The sequence below is a fragment of the Maritimibacter fusiformis genome (genome assembly GCF_008086115.1).
In the GTDB taxonomy this organism is placed as follows: domain Bacteria; phylum Pseudomonadota; class Alphaproteobacteria; order Rhodobacterales; family Rhodobacteraceae; genus Muriiphilus; species Muriiphilus fusiformis.
In genome coordinates this window covers 679,542-695,782 of record NZ_VSIY01000004.1, presented here as the reverse complement: position 1 = coordinate 695,782, position 16,241 = coordinate 679,542, and the positions used below count along the sequence as shown (strand labels likewise).

The 16,241-nt window shown below is 66.8% G+C and carries 15 protein-coding genes; 3 read left to right on the top strand and 12 right to left on the bottom strand.

Annotation, left to right across the window (positions count from 1 at the left end; all coding sequences use genetic code 11):
- Nucleotides 1-27: 27 nt before the first annotated feature.
- The 5 genes from FVF75_RS07470 to FVF75_RS07450 all read right to left on the bottom strand — a co-directional run bounded on the left by FVF75_RS07470 (nucleotide 28) and on the right by FVF75_RS07450 (nucleotide 6,079).
- Nucleotides 28-624, bottom strand: a complete 597-nt coding sequence (locus FVF75_RS07470) for an SAM-dependent methyltransferase (protein ID WP_148377307.1) — start codon at nucleotides 622-624, stop codon at nucleotides 28-30.
- A gap of 148 nt (nucleotides 625-772) precedes the next feature.
- Nucleotides 773-2,029, bottom strand: coding sequence for a lytic murein transglycosylase (locus FVF75_RS07465; RefSeq protein ID WP_148377306.1), 1,257 nt, complete (start codon nucleotides 2,027-2,029; stop codon nucleotides 773-775).
- 100 nt (nucleotides 2,030-2,129) lie between these two features.
- Entirely contained in the window at nucleotides 2,130-3,122 is a 993-nt protein-coding gene (ppk2, locus tag FVF75_RS07460; protein WP_148377305.1) for a polyphosphate kinase 2, read from the bottom strand.
- A gap of 85 nt (nucleotides 3,123-3,207) precedes the next feature.
- Nucleotides 3,208-5,499 carry a glycosyl hydrolase family 28-related protein gene (locus FVF75_RS07455; RefSeq protein ID WP_148377304.1) on the bottom strand — a complete coding sequence of 764 codons (2,292 nt, stop codon included), beginning with the start codon at nucleotides 5,497-5,499 and terminating at the stop codon, nucleotides 3,208-3,210.
- A gap of 169 nt (nucleotides 5,500-5,668) precedes the next feature.
- On the bottom strand, nucleotides 5,669-6,079 hold the full coding sequence (locus FVF75_RS07450; protein ID WP_148377303.1) for a DUF4864 domain-containing protein: 411 nt from the start codon (nucleotides 6,077-6,079) through the stop codon (nucleotides 5,669-5,671).
- Nucleotides 6,080-6,213: 134 nt separating this feature from the next.
- Here FVF75_RS07450 and FVF75_RS07445 point away from each other — a divergent pair, with 134 nt between their 5' ends.
- On the top strand, nucleotides 6,214-7,095 hold the full coding sequence (locus FVF75_RS07445) for a DUF6544 family protein (RefSeq protein ID WP_148377302.1): 882 nt from the start codon (nucleotides 6,214-6,216) through the stop codon (nucleotides 7,093-7,095).
- Here FVF75_RS07445 and FVF75_RS07440 read toward each other — a convergent pair.
- Nucleotides 7,056-8,666 carry a lysine--tRNA ligase gene (locus FVF75_RS07440; protein ID WP_148377301.1) on the bottom strand — a complete coding sequence of 537 codons (1,611 nt, stop codon included), beginning with the start codon at nucleotides 8,664-8,666 and terminating at the stop codon, nucleotides 7,056-7,058. The genes FVF75_RS07445 and FVF75_RS07440 overlap by 40 nt on opposite strands.
- Nucleotides 8,667-8,834: 168 nt before the next feature.
- On the opposite strand from FVF75_RS07440, the gene FVF75_RS07435 reads away from it, so the two are divergent.
- Nucleotides 8,835-9,212 carry a tellurite resistance TerB family protein gene (locus tag FVF75_RS07435; RefSeq protein ID WP_425463223.1) on the top strand — a complete coding sequence of 126 codons (378 nt, stop codon included), beginning with the start codon at nucleotides 8,835-8,837 and terminating at the stop codon, nucleotides 9,210-9,212.
- A gap of 57 nt (nucleotides 9,213-9,269) precedes the next feature.
- A complete protein-coding gene (locus FVF75_RS07430; RefSeq protein WP_222861202.1) occupies nucleotides 9,270-9,968 on the top strand; it encodes a glutathione S-transferase N-terminal domain-containing protein in 699 nt (232 codons plus the stop codon).
- Nucleotides 9,969-9,972: 4 nt separating this feature from the next.
- Here FVF75_RS07430 and dacB read toward each other — a convergent pair whose 3' ends face one another.
- The 6 genes from dacB to FVF75_RS07400 form a co-directional block, all read right to left on the bottom strand.
- Complete coding sequence (gene dacB / locus FVF75_RS07425) at nucleotides 9,973-11,445, bottom strand: D-alanyl-D-alanine carboxypeptidase/D-alanyl-D-alanine endopeptidase (protein WP_342779796.1); 1,473 nt, start codon at nucleotides 11,443-11,445, stop codon at nucleotides 9,973-9,975.
- A gap of 112 nt (nucleotides 11,446-11,557) precedes the next feature.
- On the bottom strand, nucleotides 11,558-12,169 hold the full coding sequence (locus FVF75_RS07420; RefSeq protein WP_148377297.1) for a nicotinate-nucleotide adenylyltransferase: 612 nt from the start codon (nucleotides 12,167-12,169) through the stop codon (nucleotides 11,558-11,560).
- 72 nt (nucleotides 12,170-12,241) lie between these two features.
- The gene (locus FVF75_RS07415; RefSeq protein ID WP_148377296.1) at nucleotides 12,242-12,826 is read right to left on the bottom strand and encodes a GNAT family N-acetyltransferase; all 585 of its coding nucleotides are present in this window, start codon (nucleotides 12,824-12,826) and stop codon (nucleotides 12,242-12,244) included.
- Nucleotides 12,826-14,088 (bottom strand): M16 family metallopeptidase, encoded by a 1,263-nt coding sequence (locus FVF75_RS07410; protein WP_148377295.1) that lies wholly within the window; start codon nucleotides 14,086-14,088, stop codon nucleotides 12,826-12,828. Before FVF75_RS07410 ends, FVF75_RS07415 begins: the two co-directional genes overlap by 1 nt.
- Nucleotides 14,085-15,470 (bottom strand): threonine synthase, encoded by a 1,386-nt coding sequence (gene thrC / locus FVF75_RS07405; protein WP_148377294.1) that lies wholly within the window; start codon nucleotides 15,468-15,470, stop codon nucleotides 14,085-14,087. Before thrC ends, FVF75_RS07410 begins: the two co-directional genes overlap by 4 nt.
- Nucleotides 15,467-16,180 (bottom strand): SURF1 family protein, encoded by a 714-nt coding sequence (locus tag FVF75_RS07400; RefSeq protein ID WP_148377293.1) that lies wholly within the window; start codon nucleotides 16,178-16,180, stop codon nucleotides 15,467-15,469. Before FVF75_RS07400 ends, thrC begins: the two co-directional genes overlap by 4 nt.
- Nucleotides 16,181-16,241 lie beyond the last annotated feature (61 nt).

Here is a 16,241-nt window from a genome sequence, read left to right as displayed (position 1 = left end):
CGGGCGGGCAAGATCGGTGTCGCGGGCTCAGAGCGGCTTGCGCGCCACCAGGTCGATCAGCGCCGAGCGGCCGGAATGGCCGGTGCCCTCGCGGATCACGCGCTCGTGCCGGCGCAACTCGACGATGTCGAGATCCGCGAAAGCCTCGCGCAGCAGATCCTCGGTATACAGAAGTTCGGCCCTGGGCGGCCCGCCGGTGCCGAAGGCAAGCTGCTCTGGCGTGTAGCCGTGCAACAAGAGATGCCCGCCCGGCGCCAGCGCCTCGATCATGCCGGCAAACACCCGCGCGCGCACTTCGGGGACCATGAACTGGATGAAGATCCCGACCACCAGGTCGTATTGCACCGCCGACCAGGGCCAGTCGTCGATGTCACCGATGCGCCAGTCCACCGTGACGCCGCGTTCGCGCGCCAGCAGGATCGCCTTTTCCACCGCCACGGCGCTCGCGTCCATCGCCATGACCTCGACGCCCTGTTCGGCCATGAAGACCGAATTGCGCCCCTCGCCATCGGCCACCGCCAGCGCCCGCAGGCCCGGCTTGAGGTAGTCCGCATGGTCGACGAGAAAATCGGCCGGTTCGGTCCCGAACAGATAGCCCGGTTGCGAAAATCGCTCATCCCACATCGTCATCTCCTGATCCGCCGGACCTATATGGCCCCGCGCCCGGAGGCGGACAAGTGAGCCTGTTTGCATGATCGAAATGCCGACCGCGCCCGCGCGCCGTTCCGGGCCGATTGGGGGCTGCCCTTGCCGGTTTCGAACCTGGCCCGCTTCACCCCCTGAGATGACCCAGAAGCGATTGCGAGGCGATGCCGGTCACCGCAAGCCCCCGGGCCTGCTCGTAGGCGCGGATCGCCGCCGTGGTCTTGTCGCCGATCACCCCGTCGGCGCCGTCGGTGTCGAACCCGGCTCGCGTCAGGCGCTCCTGCATCTCCTTGCGCTCGGCCAGTGTCAGCCCCTGCGCATCCGTCCCGAACGAGCCGACCAGCGGCTTGCCGCCGCCCAGCCGATCCGACAGATGCCCCACCGCCAGCGCGTATTTCATCGAGTCGTTGTATTTGCGGAACACCCAGTAGTTGCGGAACAAAAGGAACGCCGGGCCGCCCGCGCCGCCGGGCAGGATCAGTTGCGCCGGGCCGTGATCGGGCAGGCTGCCGCCATCGGCGCGGGTCACGCCCTTGGCCCGCCACTGGGCCACCGGCAGAACCTCCAGCGCGGCACCGCCCGGCGGCAGCCGCACCTCCAGCCCCCAAAGCTGACCCCGGGTCCAGCCGGACGATTTCAGGTAATTCGCCGCCGAGGCCAGCGCGTCGGTCGGATCGTCGGCCCAGATATCCCGCCGCCCGTCGCCACGGAAATCGACCGCATGGCTTTCAAAGGTCGTGGGGATGAACTGGGTGTGGCCCATCGCGCCGGCCCAGCTTCCGGTCATCTTCGCGGGCGCGATATCGCCGCGCTGAAGGATGCGCAGGGCCGACACCAACTGCCCCTCGAAGAACCCCGCCCGCCGGCTGGCATAGCCCAGCGTCGACAGGGCCGAGACCACGGGCGTCGAGCCGCGCCGCGCGCCGTAGGAGCTTTCCATGCCCCAGATCGCCAGCAGCACTTCGGCCTCGACGCCGAAATGCCCCTCGATATCGGACAAGAGCCGCCGGTGTTTGGACGACATCTTGGCACCGGTCGAAAGCCGCCCGTCAGTGGCGGCGATGGCGATGTAGTCCTCCAGCGTGCGCCGGTCCTGAAACTGCTTGCGGTCGTTCTCGATCACGCTTGGCAGATAGCCCGCATCGCGGAATGCGGCCTTCAGCGTGGCCTCGGAAATCCCCTTGGACGAAACACGCGCGCGAAACCCGTCAACCCAGGCGTCATAGCCGCCGTCGGCCGCCGGGGTCGGCGCGGCCCCGGGCGCAGGAGTTGCGGCGGGCGCAGGGGTTGCGGCCTCGGCCACCGGCAATGGCATCCGCGCGCCGCAGGCCGAAAGCGCGGTCGCGACAAGGCCGAAAGCTGCCGTCCGTCTGGTGATCCGCAAAGGTATTCCTCCCGCTTTCGGTCCGGGCCAAGGATGCCGCGCGGGCGGCGGCCCGGCAAGGGGCACGCTCTGCCCTTGGCCGGTTGCCGCCGAGCGCGCCCTAGCCCTCGCGCCCGCCGCGGCGGTGGTCGGGATGCAGGCTCGCGCCCAGGATGTGGTCGGCGCCGTGGATCACCTGGCTGGCATGGCCGATGATCAGCGGATCGGGCGCGGTGACCAGGTCGTGATCCTTGCCCGGATAGTCGAGCGTGTAGAGGAAATGGCGCATCGTCTCGAGCCGGGCGCGTTTCTTGTCGTTCGACTTCACGATCGTCCAGGGCGCATCGGCGGTGTCGGTGTAGAAGAACATCGCCTCTTTCGCCTCGGTGTAGTCGTCCCATTTCGACAAGGACGCCTTGTCCACCGGGCTGAGTTTCCAGCGTTTCAGCGGGTCGGTCTCCCGCGAGGCAAAACGCCGGGCCTGTTCGTCGCGGGTGACGGAAAACCAGTATTTATAAAGCTGGATGCCGGACCGCACCAACATGCGCTCCAGTTCCGGCGTCTGGCGCATGAATTCGAGGTATTCGTTCGGGGTGGAAAAGCCCATCACCCGCTCGACCCCGGCGCGGTTATACCAGGAGCGGTCGTAGAACACCATTTCGCCCGCCGTGGGCAGGTGCTGGATATAGCGTTGATAGAACCACTGGCCGCGCTCGCGGTCGGTCGGCTTGTTCAGCGCCACCACGCGGGCTTCGCGCGGGTTGAGGTGTTCCATGAAGCGCTTGATGGTGCCGCCCTTGCCGGCGGCGTCACGTCCCTCGAACAGCAGAACGAATTTCTGCCCGGTCTCGCCCACCCATTTCTGGACCTTCAAAAGCTCGGCCTGCAGGCAGGCTTTCTCGCGCTCGTAGCTCTTGCGGTCGAGCTTGTCCTCGTAGGGATAGGCGCCGTTCTCGAATGTTTGCCGGATCAGATCCTTCGTGACGTTCGGGAAATCCCCCGCCACGGCCGCTTGCCCGGTTTGCGCCGCGCGCACCTTGGCACGCGGCGCGGTCTTGTCCCTTTGCGCCGACCCCTCGGTCCGCGCACCATCCTTGCCGGTGGCAGTCGTCATCCAAATTCCTCCTGATCTCACATGAGAACAATTATAGTTGGATTTCGGACCGACTGCCTTGATCCGGGTCAAGGTCGTTCGCGGTTCAGAACGGTTTGTCGACCCTCGCGGTGACATGCACGGTGCCGTGGCAGGGTTCCGGCCAGACCAGTTGCACGAGGCCGTAGCCCGCGCCCTGGTTGGCTTTCGTATAGGGCTGGGCAAAGACCAGATCGCCCGACCCGTTGCGCACCCCGTCCTCGGTGACCACCGAAGTAACGGTGCGCGCGTTGCCGGCAAACGGCAGATAGCCCGAGACATCGAGGCTCCAGGTGGTCTGGTCGGTGTTCTGCTGGAACTCCAGCGCCACCGGGCTGATGGTGGATTGCCCGACCCCGTGAAAGGTGTTGCGCTCGAAGGTCAGGTTGCGGCAGCGCCAGTTGTCCAGCGTGGCATGGCTGGTGTCGACCCCGTCGACCCGGTCCATGATCGTCTTGGAGACGCGAAACACGTTCTGGTTCACGTGCATGCCCGAGATGTAGTGCCCGGTGCCGTAGGGTTTGACCACGATGAACCGCGTATGGCTGGCGCAGTCGCTGGCCAGGAAGATATTGCCGGTGATGGTCAGCCCGCCGAAGGAATACTCGCTGCCGTGGTCGGGCTTGGCGTCGTGTTCGTTGGTCCACTCGATATAGCAGTTGTCGATGTAGTTGCCGGTGACCACGGATTCGCAGGGCTCGTAGGTGAACACCATGCCCGGCACCCGCGGCCCGGCCGGCACCTCGTCGCCCTGGAACCAGTGGTTGCCGACGATCAGGTGGTTTGCGCCCGACAGGATGCCGGTCAGCCCGAGGCGCTGAAAACGGCTGTCGCGGATCTTGGCGTCGTTGGCGTTGACGTTGAACCCGACCGTCTGGCGCGCGGTCGCGGCCATGTTTTCCTCGGACGAGATGAACTGGCAGCGGTCGATATGCAGATCCTGGCAGCCGCGCCCGGTGGACGACACGCCGCGATGGCTGGCCTTGATGAAGAAGCAGTCCTTGATCTGGAAATTGCCGCCGTCGCGCGGCAACAAGATGCCGCTGGCAAAGCCGTTCATCTGGAACTCGATGTCCTGCAGCGTCATCTTGCGCATCTTGGCGAAGCCGTGGAAATCAAGCAGGTACTTGAACCGGGTGAAGGTATAGGTCTGCGACGAGTTCGGGGCATAGAGCGGCTGGCTCAGCGTCAGGCTGCCGGCGCCGACGTTGACCTCCTTGACATAGACCTCGCGCCCGACCCCCTGCCCGGTCACCAGCGATCCCGGCTGGATCTGGGCGGCGTTGGACAGCCCGGTGATGGTGAACGGGTTGTTGGGGTTGTAGCTGCCTTGCCGGGTCACCACGTCGGGCTGCCAGGCGGGGCCGTCGATCACGTAGAACTGGCCGTCGCGGATCACCCGCCGGATCTCGAAGGTGGTCACGTCGGCCACCGCGTCCTGCATGTCGATCGGTTCGGTCACGTCGATGCGCCGCCCGCCAAGGTCGAAAGCGTCATGGTCGGCATAGTTCAGGAGCGCCTGAAAGCCCTTCTTGAAGGCCAGCATCTCGTCGCCGAAGGCGTCGATATAGGTCGGCAGGTCGAAGTTGCGCATCAGGATCAGCCGGGTGGCGTTGGCCATCGTCACCGTGCCTTCGAAGCGGACCTTGGAGGTCAGGGTCAGGTGCGAGCCGATCCGGAAAACACCGTCCGGCACCACCAGGGTGCGCCCGTCGGCGGCATCGTCGGCGGCGAGAAAGGCGGCGCGGTCATCGGTCACGCCATCGCCCACGGCGCCGAAATCGCGCACGTCGACCATGTCCATCATGTCGCGCAGAAAGGCCTCGGTGATGTCCTCGATCACCATGTCGTCGATCCGCACGATGCCGCCCGACCCGCCGGTCAGGTCCAGCCCGAAATGGCCGTATGCCGCGCCCGCGCCCCAGACCATGTCGACGCCCGGGCGGTTGCCGGTGCCGACGATGGCGTCGATCTCTATAATCTCGCCATACGCGGTGAGCGAGGTCGTCGCCCCGACCTGCACCAGCCCGCCCAGGGGGTTGCCGCCCGCATCGGCGGCAAAGCCCGCGACGCGCACATCGGGCAGGATGCCGCTGATCGCCTTGACGCGCGCGCGGATGCGCAGATAGGTGCCGGGCCGGATCGGGGTCTGCCCCTTCCAGCGCAGTTTCTGCACCGACTGGTTCTTGAGAAGCTCCAGACAGCCGCCGAAATCCTGGTCCGCCGGCACGATCGCGGCATTGGCCGCGCCGTCATAGCTGGCCGATCCGGGCGTTCCGTTCTCGCTGGACCATACGTCCAGACCGTCCTGGAAACGCGGCGGCATGAGGTCGAGCCCCTCGGTGATCGCGATATTCATTCCTACCCCTTTCAGGTCATCTTGGCCGGGGGAAATGTCTATCAACAAAGGGTTAAGACGCCCTGAGACCAGCGTTCGCTGGGTGTTGCGTCCGGGGCGATCACGACCGCGAAGGCGCGGTTTCGTAACCGCAGGGCCGGGGCTTGCGAGGGGCAGTCGCGGGTTGTGGTCAGGCACCAACTTCGGGCTGGCGCAGGTATTGAACCGCGCCGATCCGCCAGTCGCCGCCGTGCTCGATCATTTCATAATCAAGCACATGCAGCGCCCCGGCGCGGTCACGCACCATCACCTTCTGCCACAGCCGGCCATCCACCTCGCGCAGTTCCAGGAACCGGACCTCGGCGTTGCGGTGCACCATAGGGTAGCCGTTGCGCACCATCGCCGCAAAGCTCTCGGGCGTCTGAAAGACCCGCTGGATGCCGGGTGACGCCAGCCCGAAGGCGGCGGCGAAATCGTCGGCCTCGAAGGCGGCGAACTGGTCGGTGATGACGGCGCGAATGCCGCCCGCCTCGCCTTCGTCCGCGTTGATCGGAAAGGCCAGCGCGATGGCCATGGCGCATATCAGGATGATCTGTTTCATGTCTGTCCTCCCTGTGCAAAGTATACGCGCCGGGCGCGGCACGGATCAGTCACGGTGGCGCGACCGGAATTTGATGCAGGTCAAGGCAGCGCCGGCGGGATCGCCGCCAAGTGCGGACAAGGAGAAATCACACCATGAAAATCGCACTATACCTCGTCGGCTTCGCGGTCGTCGCCCTGATCCTGGCGGGCGCGCTTGGCCATATCCGCTACCGCAACAACATGGCCAGCGCCGATGCCGCCTGGGGCGCGATCAGCGACCGGGCAGGTCCGGCGGACCTGACGTTCGACCCCGAGGCGCTGGAGGATCAGCCCGAGATCGCGCGCCGCTATCTGACCCATGCCATCGCGCCGGGCACACCGTTGCGCCCGACCGTGATCCTGACCATGGACGGCACCTTCCGGCTGGGGACACAGGATGATCCGCGCGAATTCGAGATGCACGCGCGCCAGCTTCTGTCGGCGCCGGACGAGTTCGTCTGGGTGGCGCGGATGGACGGCGGCGGCATGAAGATCAGCGGCACCGACGGGCTCGAGGGCGGGCATGGCTGGACGCGGTTCTGGGCGTTCGGGGTGAAATCACTGGTCAACGTGGCCGCGACCGAGGACATCGACCGCGCCGCCCGCGCCCGCCCCGCGCTCGAGGCGATCTGGGCGCCTGCCGCGCTGCACCCGGCGCTCGGCGCACGCTGGCAGCCGATCGGGCCGAACCGGGCGGATGTGACCTTTGGCGAGGGCGCCGACGCGGTGACGATCACACTGACGCTCGATGCGTCGGGCGCGGTGAAAAGCGTGGTCACCCAGCGCTGGAGCAACGAGAACCCCGAAGGCACCTACCGGTTGCAGCCGTTCGGCGCCGACGTGCTGGACGAGCATACCTTCGCGGGATTCACCATCCCGTCGAAGGTTTCGGCCGGCAACCACTGGGGCACGCCCGATTTCTTCCCGTTCTTCGAGGTCACGATCCGCGATGCGTTCTACGCGGTGCCCGAACCCGAGGAAGCGCCCGAGGACTGAACCAGTTCGCCCGCCAGCCCCTTGTCGATCAGGGCCACCGTCTCGGCCACGCCATAAAGCGCGATGAACGAGCCGAAGCGCGGCCCCTGATCGGCACCCAGAAGCACCTGGTAGAGCGCCTTGAACCAGTCGCGCAGCGGCTCGAACCGCTCGCGCCCGCAGGCGAACACCTCGGCTTGCAGCGCCTCGCCATCGGCGGGGCCGTCCCAGGCGGCCAGACGGTCGCGCAGATCGGTCAGCGCCTCGCGCTCAAGTTCGGTCGGCAGGCGGAACACCCGGTTGGGGGCCACGAAATCCTCGAAATAGCGCAGCGCGAAACCGGCGGCGGCGTCGAGGTCCGGGTGCGTCTCGGGCGAGGCGTCGGGGGCGTAGTTCCGGATGAAGCCCCACAGCACGTCCTTGTCGCGGGTCGAGGCGACCGAGGCGAGGTTGAGCAGCATCGAGTAGCTCACCACCATCCGGCTTTCGGGCACGTCGCCGGAATGGATGTGATAGACCGGGTTGGCCAGCCGCTGCGCCATGTCCTGCCCCGGGTAGGCGGCAAGCTGCTGGTGGTATTCGTCCATCGCGCGCGGGATCACGTCGAAGAACATGCGCTTGGCGGTCTTGGGTTTCTGATACATGAAATAGGCAAGGCTCTCGGTCGAGGCATAGGTGAGCCATTCGTCGATCGTCAGCCCGTTGCCCTTGGACTTCGAGATCTTCTCGCCCTTCTCGTCGAGAAACAGCTCATAGACGAAATGCTCCGGCGGACGGGCGCCCAACGCGCGGCAAATGCCGTCGTAGATCGGGGTGTTGGTGGAATGGTCCTTGCCATACATCTCGAAATCGACCCCGAGGGCGGCCCAGCGCGCGCCGAAATCGGGCTTCCACTGCAGCTTGACGTTGCCGCCGGTGACCGGCAGCGTCCATTCGCGCCCGTCCTCATCGTCGAAGGTGATCGTGGCCTCGGCGGCGTTCACCTCCTTGATCGGCACGTAGAGCACGCGGCCGGTTTCCGGGTGGATCGGCAGGAAGATCGAATAGGTCTGCTGGCGTTCCTCGCGCAGGCTTTTAAGCATGATCGCCATCAGCTCGTCATAACGCTCGGCGGCGCGGCGCAGGATCTCGTCGAACTGGCCGGAGCGGTAGAACTCGGTGGCCGAGTAGAATTCGTATTCGAACCCGAAGGTATCGAGGAACCGGCGTAGCATGGCGTTATTGTGGTCCCCGAAGCTCGGGTATTCGCCGAACGGGTCGGGCACGCTGGTCAGCGGGCGTTGCAGATGCTCGCGCAGCATCTCGGGGTTGGGCACGTTGTCGGGCACCTTGCGCATCCCGTCCAGATCGTCGGAAAAACAGATCAGGCGGGTCGGGATGTCGGAAATCATCTCGAAGGCGTGGCGGATCATGGTGGTGCGCATGACCTCGCCGAAGGTGCCGATATGCGGCAGGCCCGAGGGGCCATAGCCGGTCTCGAACAGCACATGGCCTTTCTCGGGCGGCGCTTTCTCATAGCGTTTGGCCAGCCGGCGCGCCTCTTCGAAGGGCCAGGCTTTCGACGTCATCGCGAATTCGCGCAGATCGGACATGGTATCGGCTTTCGTAGCTGCGGCGCCCCGTGCGCCCTGCAAGCCCTGTCTCCTATTGCGACTGGGGGCCGGGGTCAATATTCTGCACCGCAACATCAGAACCCCAAGGAGGCCCATGTGCCCGACCTTCCCCACTCGCTCACCCCCGAAGACAGTCTGATCGCGGTGATGGTTGCCGTCTCGGTCTCGGACGAACAGATCGGCACCGCCGAGCTGTTGCGCATCGAGGCCAGCGTAAACCACCTGCCGGTGTTCGCGACCTATGACATGGACCGGCTGAAGACCGTCAGCCGGGTGGTGTTCGACCTCTTGACCGAAGAGGACGGGCTGGATGCGCTGTTCGGGCTGGTGCGGGAGAACCTGCCGGAGCGGCTGTGGGAAACCGCCTATGCGCTGGCCTGCGACGTGGCGGCGGCAGACGGGATGCTGGCGGCCTCGGAGTTGCGGCTGCTCGAGGAAATCCGCCACGAGCTGAACATCGACCGGCTGCATGCGGCGGCCATCGAGCGCGGCGCGCGGGCGCGGCACATGACCGTGGCGGATTGATCCGCGATTTCAGAAAACGAACATTTTCAAGGCTGTTCCGGCCGGAAAGGCGTGTCCATGTTGGACAATTTCAATATCACCAGACGTTGGGCCCCGAAAAACCCGGGGATCATCCAGCTCTATTCCCTGCCCACGCCGAACGGCATCAAGGTCTCGGCGATGCTGGAGGAAACCGGGCTGGCCTATGAGCCGCACCTGGTCGATTTCGGGGAGAGCGACCAGTTCACGCCGGAGTTCCTGTCGCTCAACCCCAACAACAAGATCCCCGCGATCATCGACCCGGACGGGCCCGGCGGCGCGCCGATGGGCCTGTTTGAATCGGGGGCGATCCTGATCTACCTGGCCGAAAAGACCGGGCAGTTCCTGCCCTCGGACGCCGCCCGGCGCTATGAGACGATCCAGTGGCTGATGTGGCAGATGGGCGGGGTCGGCCCGATGTTCGGGCAGTTCGGGTTCTTTCACGCCTTCGCCGGCAAGGAGATCGAGGACCGCCGCCCGTTCAACCGCTACAAGGAAGAAGTGCAGCGCCTGCTCGACGTGCTGGACGACCGGCTGGAGGGGCGCGACTTCGTGATGGGCGCGGATTACACCATCGCCGATATCGCGATCTGGCCCTGGGTGCGGGTCCTGTCAGGCCATTACGATGCCTTCGACCTGCTGGAAATGGGCGAGCTTGGCAACGTGAACCGCTGGTTTGAGGCCTGCGCGAACCGACCGGCCAGCCTCAAGGCGGTGGACATTCCGGCGCGGGACTGATGCCTCAGACGCTGTAGACTGCCGCCCAGCGGCGGATCAGCTTTTGTTGCAACAGCCGGGCGCGACCAGCCCAGGCGCTGGCGCCGTCGGGGCGTTCCATTTCCTCGGGGGCGAGGGCTTCGCGGCGGGGAACGTCGGCGGTGAAGATCGCGAAGGCCAGCGGCGGGCCGACTTCGGGCGTGATGTAGCCGGCCAGCGCCGAGACGAAATTCAGCGTCCCGGTCTTGGCCTGGATCGTGTAATGCGCGCCGGTGACCGGCCGGCTGTCATCGTCCCAGACCGGGATGTCCTTGAGATGCGTGTGCAACGCCTGCCCCGGCCCGACCTTGACCATCATGCTGACCATGTCGCGGGCCGAGACGCGCGACTCGCCCGACAGGCCGGAATGATCCAGGAAACTGGCATCCTTCGCGCCCATGCTGACCCGCATCCAATCGCTCATCGCGCGGGCCGAGGCGCGCAGATCGTCGACCGGGGCGCCACCCTTGCGGCTGGCGGTCAGGCCCAGCACCTCGGCGGTGATGTTGGTCGAGTAGCGCAGCATCAGGCGCGTCACCGCCGACAGGCTGGCGCTGTCATGGGTCACGATGGCGGTGCCGGCGGGGCGGGTGGTTGTGATCTCGGCATTGGGCAGGCGGATGCCCTGCGCGCCGGCCAGCACCTGCAGCACTTCGCCGGCATAAAGGTCGGGCCGGCGCACCGGCAGCCAGCGCGAACCGCCGTTGCCAAGCGCCTGCGACGCCACGGTCCATTCGTCCACCCCCTTGGCATCGCGGTAGGTATAGACCGGCAGGTCGCGGTTCACGACCGCCATCTTGGCCACCGACACCGCCGGGCGCAGCGTGTCCGAGCGCGCGTCGAGGCTGACCGCCCAGCCGCTATCGGCGCGCGTCCACTGGAAATGCACCCGGTTGAAATTCAGGTTCACCCCCGAGATGGACGGGTTGTAGCCGACGTGGTCCGGCTGTTCGGGGTCGATCGAGTGGATATAGGGCAGCGCGCCGGAATAGATGCGGAACCGCCCGGTGATCTCGCGCACCCCCGTGGCCTTGAGCTGCGCCACGATCTCGGCCAGGTCGTCGGTGTCGAGCACCGGGTCGCCCGAGCCTTCCAGCACCAGGTCGCCGTCCAGGCGCCCTTCGGTCACCGGGCCGGTGGCGATCAGGCGGGTGCGGAAGCGGAAATCCTCGCCCAGCCGGGTCAGGGCATAGAGCGCGGTCACCGACTTGGCGACCGAGGCGGGCGGCTGCGGGTCGTCGGGCAGGCGGCTTTCGAGCACGTCGCCGGTGCGCGCATCCGCCACCAGAAAGCCGACGGTGCCGCCCAGGCGGGCCTCGTCGATCAGGTCGGAGACGGCGGGGGCGGACTGGCGCCGCAGTTCGCGCACCACCGCCGCGATCTTTTCGGGGTCGCGCGGCCGCGGCCGGATCGAGCGCGCGGGCGCGTCGGCGAACACCGCACCGGCCACAGCCGACACCGCGCCTCCTAGAAAGAAACGTCTGGAAATCCCCCCACGCATGGCGCGAGTTAACCAATCCCCCCGAGTCGCCACAAGCCCGTATCTGGAAACAATTCCGTGCTGTCGTGTCTCAGCCCGGGTTGTCGCGCCAACCACCCGCCGCGCGGATCGCGCTGGACGAGGTGTCGACCATCGGCACGTTGATCAGACACCAGGCCGGCGGCTCGGCCAGGGCCAGCCGCCCGGCCCCCGACCCCGGCAGGCGTGCCGCGCGGTAGCGCCGCGCCGCCGGTGACATCCGCGCCGCCACCCGGTCGCCGGGCCGCGCGATGACACCGATCGGCAGCGCCTCGAAAATGTCCTGCCAGTTCTCCCAGAGGTGAAAGCCGGCCAGGTTGTCGGCCCCCATCAGCCAGACAAAGCGCGCTTGCGGATACAGGCAGAACAGCCGTTCCAGCGTCTCGGCGGTGTAGCGGGTGCCCAGCCGCTCCTCGATGTCGGTGATCACGACGCGCGGATCGTCGATCACCGCCCGCGCCCGCGCCAGCCGCCGTTCCATTGGCGCCGGACCATGCGCCTTCAACGGATTGCCCGGGCTGACCAGCCACCATACCCGGTCGAGGCGAAACCGTTTCAGCGCCTCGCGGGTGATATGGGCATGGCCATCATGCGCCGGGTCGAACGACCCGCCGAGCAACCCGATCACCTCGCCGGGTCGGGCATGGGGAATGGCATGTCTCATCGCGCCTGCTTGGCCTGCCTGTTGGCGTGAAGTCAATGGCTTGGGGCAACCGCCGGGCCCTGCCCCATACCGCTAGCGGGTATCCGTGCGCCCGCGCCGGTCGGCGCGCAGGTTGGCGTAGAGCACGTGGTTGCGCCAGCGCCCGTTGATCTGAAGATAGCTCTGCGCCACGCCCTCGTATTTGAAGCCGGTCTTTTCCAGCACCCCGCGCGAGGCGGTGTTTTCCGGCAGGCACCCGGCCTCGAGCCGGCTGAGGTCAAGCTCGGTGAAGGCGTAATGCACCAGCGCCGCCAGCGCCTCGCGCATGTATCCCGACCGCGCATAGGGCGCGCCGACCCAGTATCCGGTGGTTCCCGCCTGCGCCGGGCCGCGCCGGATGTTGTCAAGCGTCAGCGCCCCAACCAGCACCCCGTCACGCCGCCGGATCAGGAACAGCGGCAGCGCCGTGCCCTGCGCGACCGAGCGGTTGGACCAGTAGACGCGGTTGGTGAAGCTTTTGCGGCTGAGGTGGTCGGATGCCCAGGTCGGCTCCCACGGGGTCAGGAATTCGCGGCTCTGGTCGCGCAGCCTGGCCCAGCCGGTATAGTCGCCATGTTGCGGCGGGCGCAGGGTCAGGCGCTCGGTCTCGATCCTGACTTTCGGGCTGCGCCCGAACATCACGCGACAAGCCTTTCGCGCAGTTCCTCGTATCCCGGCGCGGTTTCGGCGAGACCATAGAGCGCCAGCGCCACGCGCGCCTCGCCCGCGGTTCGGCCGGCGAAATCGCGCACCGCGGCCAGATCGACCGCGTCGATGCGCTCCACGGTCTCTTCCAGCGGGATCACCCGGTTCCAGATCGACACCTGCCGCGCCAGCCGTTCGGCGCGCGACGAGGCCGATTCCAGCCCCATCAGCATCCCCGCCTTCATCTGCGCGCGCGCCCGGTCGACCTCGACCGCCGTCATGTCGTCGGCGGCGCGCTTGATCTCGTCCACCGTCAGGCGCGCCAGCGCCGCGATCTCGCCCGGCGAGGTGCCGGCATAGATGGTCAGCATCCCGGTGTCGGAATAGGCCCCGGCCTGCGCGAAGATGGTGTAGCACAGCCCGCGCTTCTCGCGCAGTTCCTGAAACAGCCTCGACGACATGCCGCCACCGAGGGCACCGGCAAAGGTCTGCGCGGTATAGATCGCGGCGTCGCCGTAGCCCGGCCCTTCCAGCCCCAGCGTGAAATGCACCTGCTCCAGCGTCTTCATCTCGCGCCGCTCGCCACCGATGAAACCGGCGGGCTCGATCAGCGCCTCGCTGCCGCGTTCGAGATGGCCGAAAGTCTCTTCGGCCAGCCGCATGATCTGGTCGTGATCGACTGCGCCCGCCGCCGACAGGATCATCCGTTCGGGCCGGTAGTGGCGGGCGACGAAGGCGGCCAGATCCTCGCGGTCAAAGGCGCGCACCCGCTCGCTCGGGCCAAGGATGGTGCGCCCGATAGGCTGGTCGGGATAGGCCACCTCCTGCAACCAGTCGAAGATCACGTCGTCGGGCGTGTCGAGGGCCTGGCCGATCTCCTGCAGGATCACGCCGCGCTCGACCTCGATCTCGCGCGCGTCGAACACCGGGTTCAGCACGATATCCGAGATCACGTCGAAGGCCAGCGGCACGTCCTCTTTCAGCACGCGGGCATAATAGGCCGTGACCTCGCGCGAGGTGTAGGCGTTGAGATAGCCGCCGACATCCTCGATTTCCTCGGCGATCTGCAGCGCGCTGCGCCGCTTGGTGCCCTTGAACGCCATGTGTTCGAGGAAATGCGCGATGCCGTTCTGGGCGGCAAGCTCATGCCGCCCGCCCGCCGTCACCCAGACGCCGAGGGCGGCGCTCTCCACGCCGGGCATGTGCTCGGTCACGACGCGAAAGCCGTTGGCCAGGGTGTCGAAGCGGATACTCATCGCCCGGTGCGCTCGCGGATCAGTGCCTCGATCGCGGCGAGGTCATTGGGCACGCGGGTCACGCGCTCGTCCCGGTCAAACAGGTCGGCCATGCGCGGCGGCAGCGGCACGTCCTGGCCCGAGGCTTCGCGCACCGCGTCGGGGAACTTGGCCGGATGCGCGGTGGCCAGCGTGATCATCGGGGTGGCGCCCAGGTGTTCCCCGGCCACCTTCACGCCGACGGCGGTGTGCGGGCAGATGACCTGGCCGGTGGTTTCCCAGATCGCCTTGATGGTGGCGCGGGTCTCGTCCTCCGACGCGGTGCCGGAGGCGAACTCGGCGCGCAGAAAGTCGATGGCGCCCTGGCTGATGGTGAAGCCGCCGCTTGCAAGGTCGGCCATCTGCTCGGCCACCACCGCGCCGTCGCGCCCATAGGCGTCGAACAGCACGCGCTCGAAGTTGGACGAGACCTGGATATCCATCGACGGGCTGATCGAGGGCGTGACTTCGGCCTTGGTATAGCTGCCGGTTTCCAGCGTGCGGTGCAGGATGTCGTTCTGGTTGGTGGCGATCACCAGCTTTTCAATCGGCAGGCCCAGCTTGCGCGCGATGTAGCCGGCGAAGATGTCGCCGAAATTGCCGGTGGGCACGGTGAAACTGACCGGGCGCAAGGGCGCGCCGAGGCTCGAGGCGGCGGTAAAGTAATAGACCACCTGCGCCAGCACCCGTGCCCAGTTGATCGAGTTGACGCCGGCGAGACCCACGGCGTCACGAAACTCGAAATGGTTGAACATGTCCTTGAGCCGCGCCTGGCAGTCGTCGAAATCGCCATCCACCGCCAGCGCGTGGACGTTGGACTCGGTCGGCGTGGTCATCTGGCGGCGCTGCACCTCCGAGACCCGGCCATGCGGGAACAGGATGAAGACATCGACGTTGTCCAGCCCGCGAAACGCCTCGATCGCCGCCGATCCGGTGTCGCCCGAGGTCGCGCCGACGATGGTGATGCGCTCGCCGCGCTTGGCCAGCGCGGTCTGGAACATCTGGCCGATAAGCTGCATGGCGAAGTCCTTGAACGCCAGCGTCGGGCCGTGAAACAGCTCCAGCAGAAAGTGGTTGGGGCCAAGCTGCACCAAAGGTGCGCGCGCTGCATGTCCGAAGCCCGCGTAGGCGCGTTCGATGATGGTGCGCAGTTCCTCGGCCGAAAAGCTTTCGCCGATGAACGGGCGCATCAGCCAATAGGCGACTTCCTCATAGCTCATTCCGGGCAGCGCCGCGATCTCGTCGTGGCGGCGTTCGGACACGTTTTTCGGAACGTAAAGCCCGCCATCGCGCGCCAGCCCCGCCAGCATCGCCTCTTCGAAACTCAAGGCCGGTGCGTTGCCCCGGGTGGAAATGTATTTCATGTGCTCTCGCCTCTGCCTTCGGGCCGCAATCCGCCCGCGCCCGCCTGCGCCCGGCGCCGTATACGCCAAAGCGCAAAGCCTGTCATCACCGCCCATGTGGCCGCAAGCAGAAACCAGGTGATCGCATAGCCCAGATGGTCGTTCGGGATGTCCTCTGCGCTGACCGGCATCGGCAGGATCTGCGGATCGGTGGGGGTGCGGGCGACCACCAGCACCGGCTCGGTGCCAAGGGCTGCGGCCATTTTCGTCACGTCGCGGGCATACCACCAGTTGCCGTCCGGGTCATCCTCGGGCGTGTAGGCGTCGCGTTCCTGCGGCCAATGCAGGTTGCCGGTGACGGTCATCGGGCCGGTCGCGCGTGGCGCCTCCTTCAACTCGGTGGGCACATAGCCTCGGTCGACCATGATGCGGCGGCCATCCGCCAGCGTGAAGGGGGCGATCAGGCGAAACCCGGCGCCGTAGTCGCGCGACGACACCAGGACATGCAGCGCGCCGTCGCCCATCGCGCCGGTCACGGCAACCGGCAGATAGCGGTCGGCGTCCGGGTCCGGCACGGCGGGCAGCGGGGCGGGCGCGTCGCCGATGCGCGCCTCGATCCCCGCGATCACCGATTGCTTCCACATCAGCCGCTCGACCTGCCACAGGCCAAGGCCGATGAACAGGGCCAGCCCGGCAACCAGAAACACGCCTGTCACGATCTGACGGGCCATGACACCTCCGATAAGAAAAGCGCGGGGGTTGTCCCCCGCGCCCCAGATGTTTCGCAATTCG

Bases quoted from the DNA above. Each gene is read 5' to 3' on its own strand.
- FVF75_RS07470 (WP_148377307.1), bottom strand. From the start codon at position 624: ATGTGGGATGAGCGATTTTCGCAACCGGGCTATCTGTTCGGGACCGAA.
- ppk2 (WP_148377305.1), bottom strand. From the start codon at position 3,122: ATGACGACTGCCACCGGCAAGGATGGTGCGCGGACCGAGGGGTCGGCG.
- FVF75_RS07455 (WP_148377304.1), bottom strand. From the start codon at position 5,499: ATGAATATCGCGATCACCGAGGGGCTCGACCTCATGCCGCCGCGTTTC.
- FVF75_RS07450 (WP_148377303.1), bottom strand. From the start codon at position 6,079: ATGAAACAGATCATCCTGATATGCGCCATGGCCATCGCGCTGGCCTTT.
- FVF75_RS07445 (WP_148377302.1), top strand. From the start codon at position 6,214: ATGAAAATCGCACTATACCTCGTCGGCTTCGCGGTCGTCGCCCTGATC.
- FVF75_RS07440 (WP_148377301.1), bottom strand. From the start codon at position 8,666: ATGTCCGATCTGCGCGAATTCGCGATGACGTCGAAAGCCTGGCCCTTC.
- FVF75_RS07435 (WP_425463223.1), top strand. From the start codon at position 8,835: ATGGTTGCCGTCTCGGTCTCGGACGAACAGATCGGCACCGCCGAGCTG.
- FVF75_RS07430 (WP_222861202.1), top strand. From the start codon at position 9,270: ATGTTGGACAATTTCAATATCACCAGACGTTGGGCCCCGAAAAACCCG.
- FVF75_RS07420 (WP_148377297.1), bottom strand. From the start codon at position 12,169: ATGAGACATGCCATTCCCCATGCCCGACCCGGCGAGGTGATCGGGTTG.
- FVF75_RS07415 (WP_148377296.1), bottom strand. From the start codon at position 12,826: ATGTTCGGGCGCAGCCCGAAAGTCAGGATCGAGACCGAGCGCCTGACC.
- FVF75_RS07410 (WP_148377295.1), bottom strand. From the start codon at position 14,088: ATGAGTATCCGCTTCGACACCCTGGCCAACGGCTTTCGCGTCGTGACC.
- thrC (WP_148377294.1), bottom strand. From the start codon at position 15,470: ATGAAATACATTTCCACCCGGGGCAACGCACCGGCCTTGAGTTTCGAA.
- FVF75_RS07400 (WP_148377293.1), bottom strand. From the start codon at position 16,180: ATGGCCCGTCAGATCGTGACAGGCGTGTTTCTGGTTGCCGGGCTGGCC.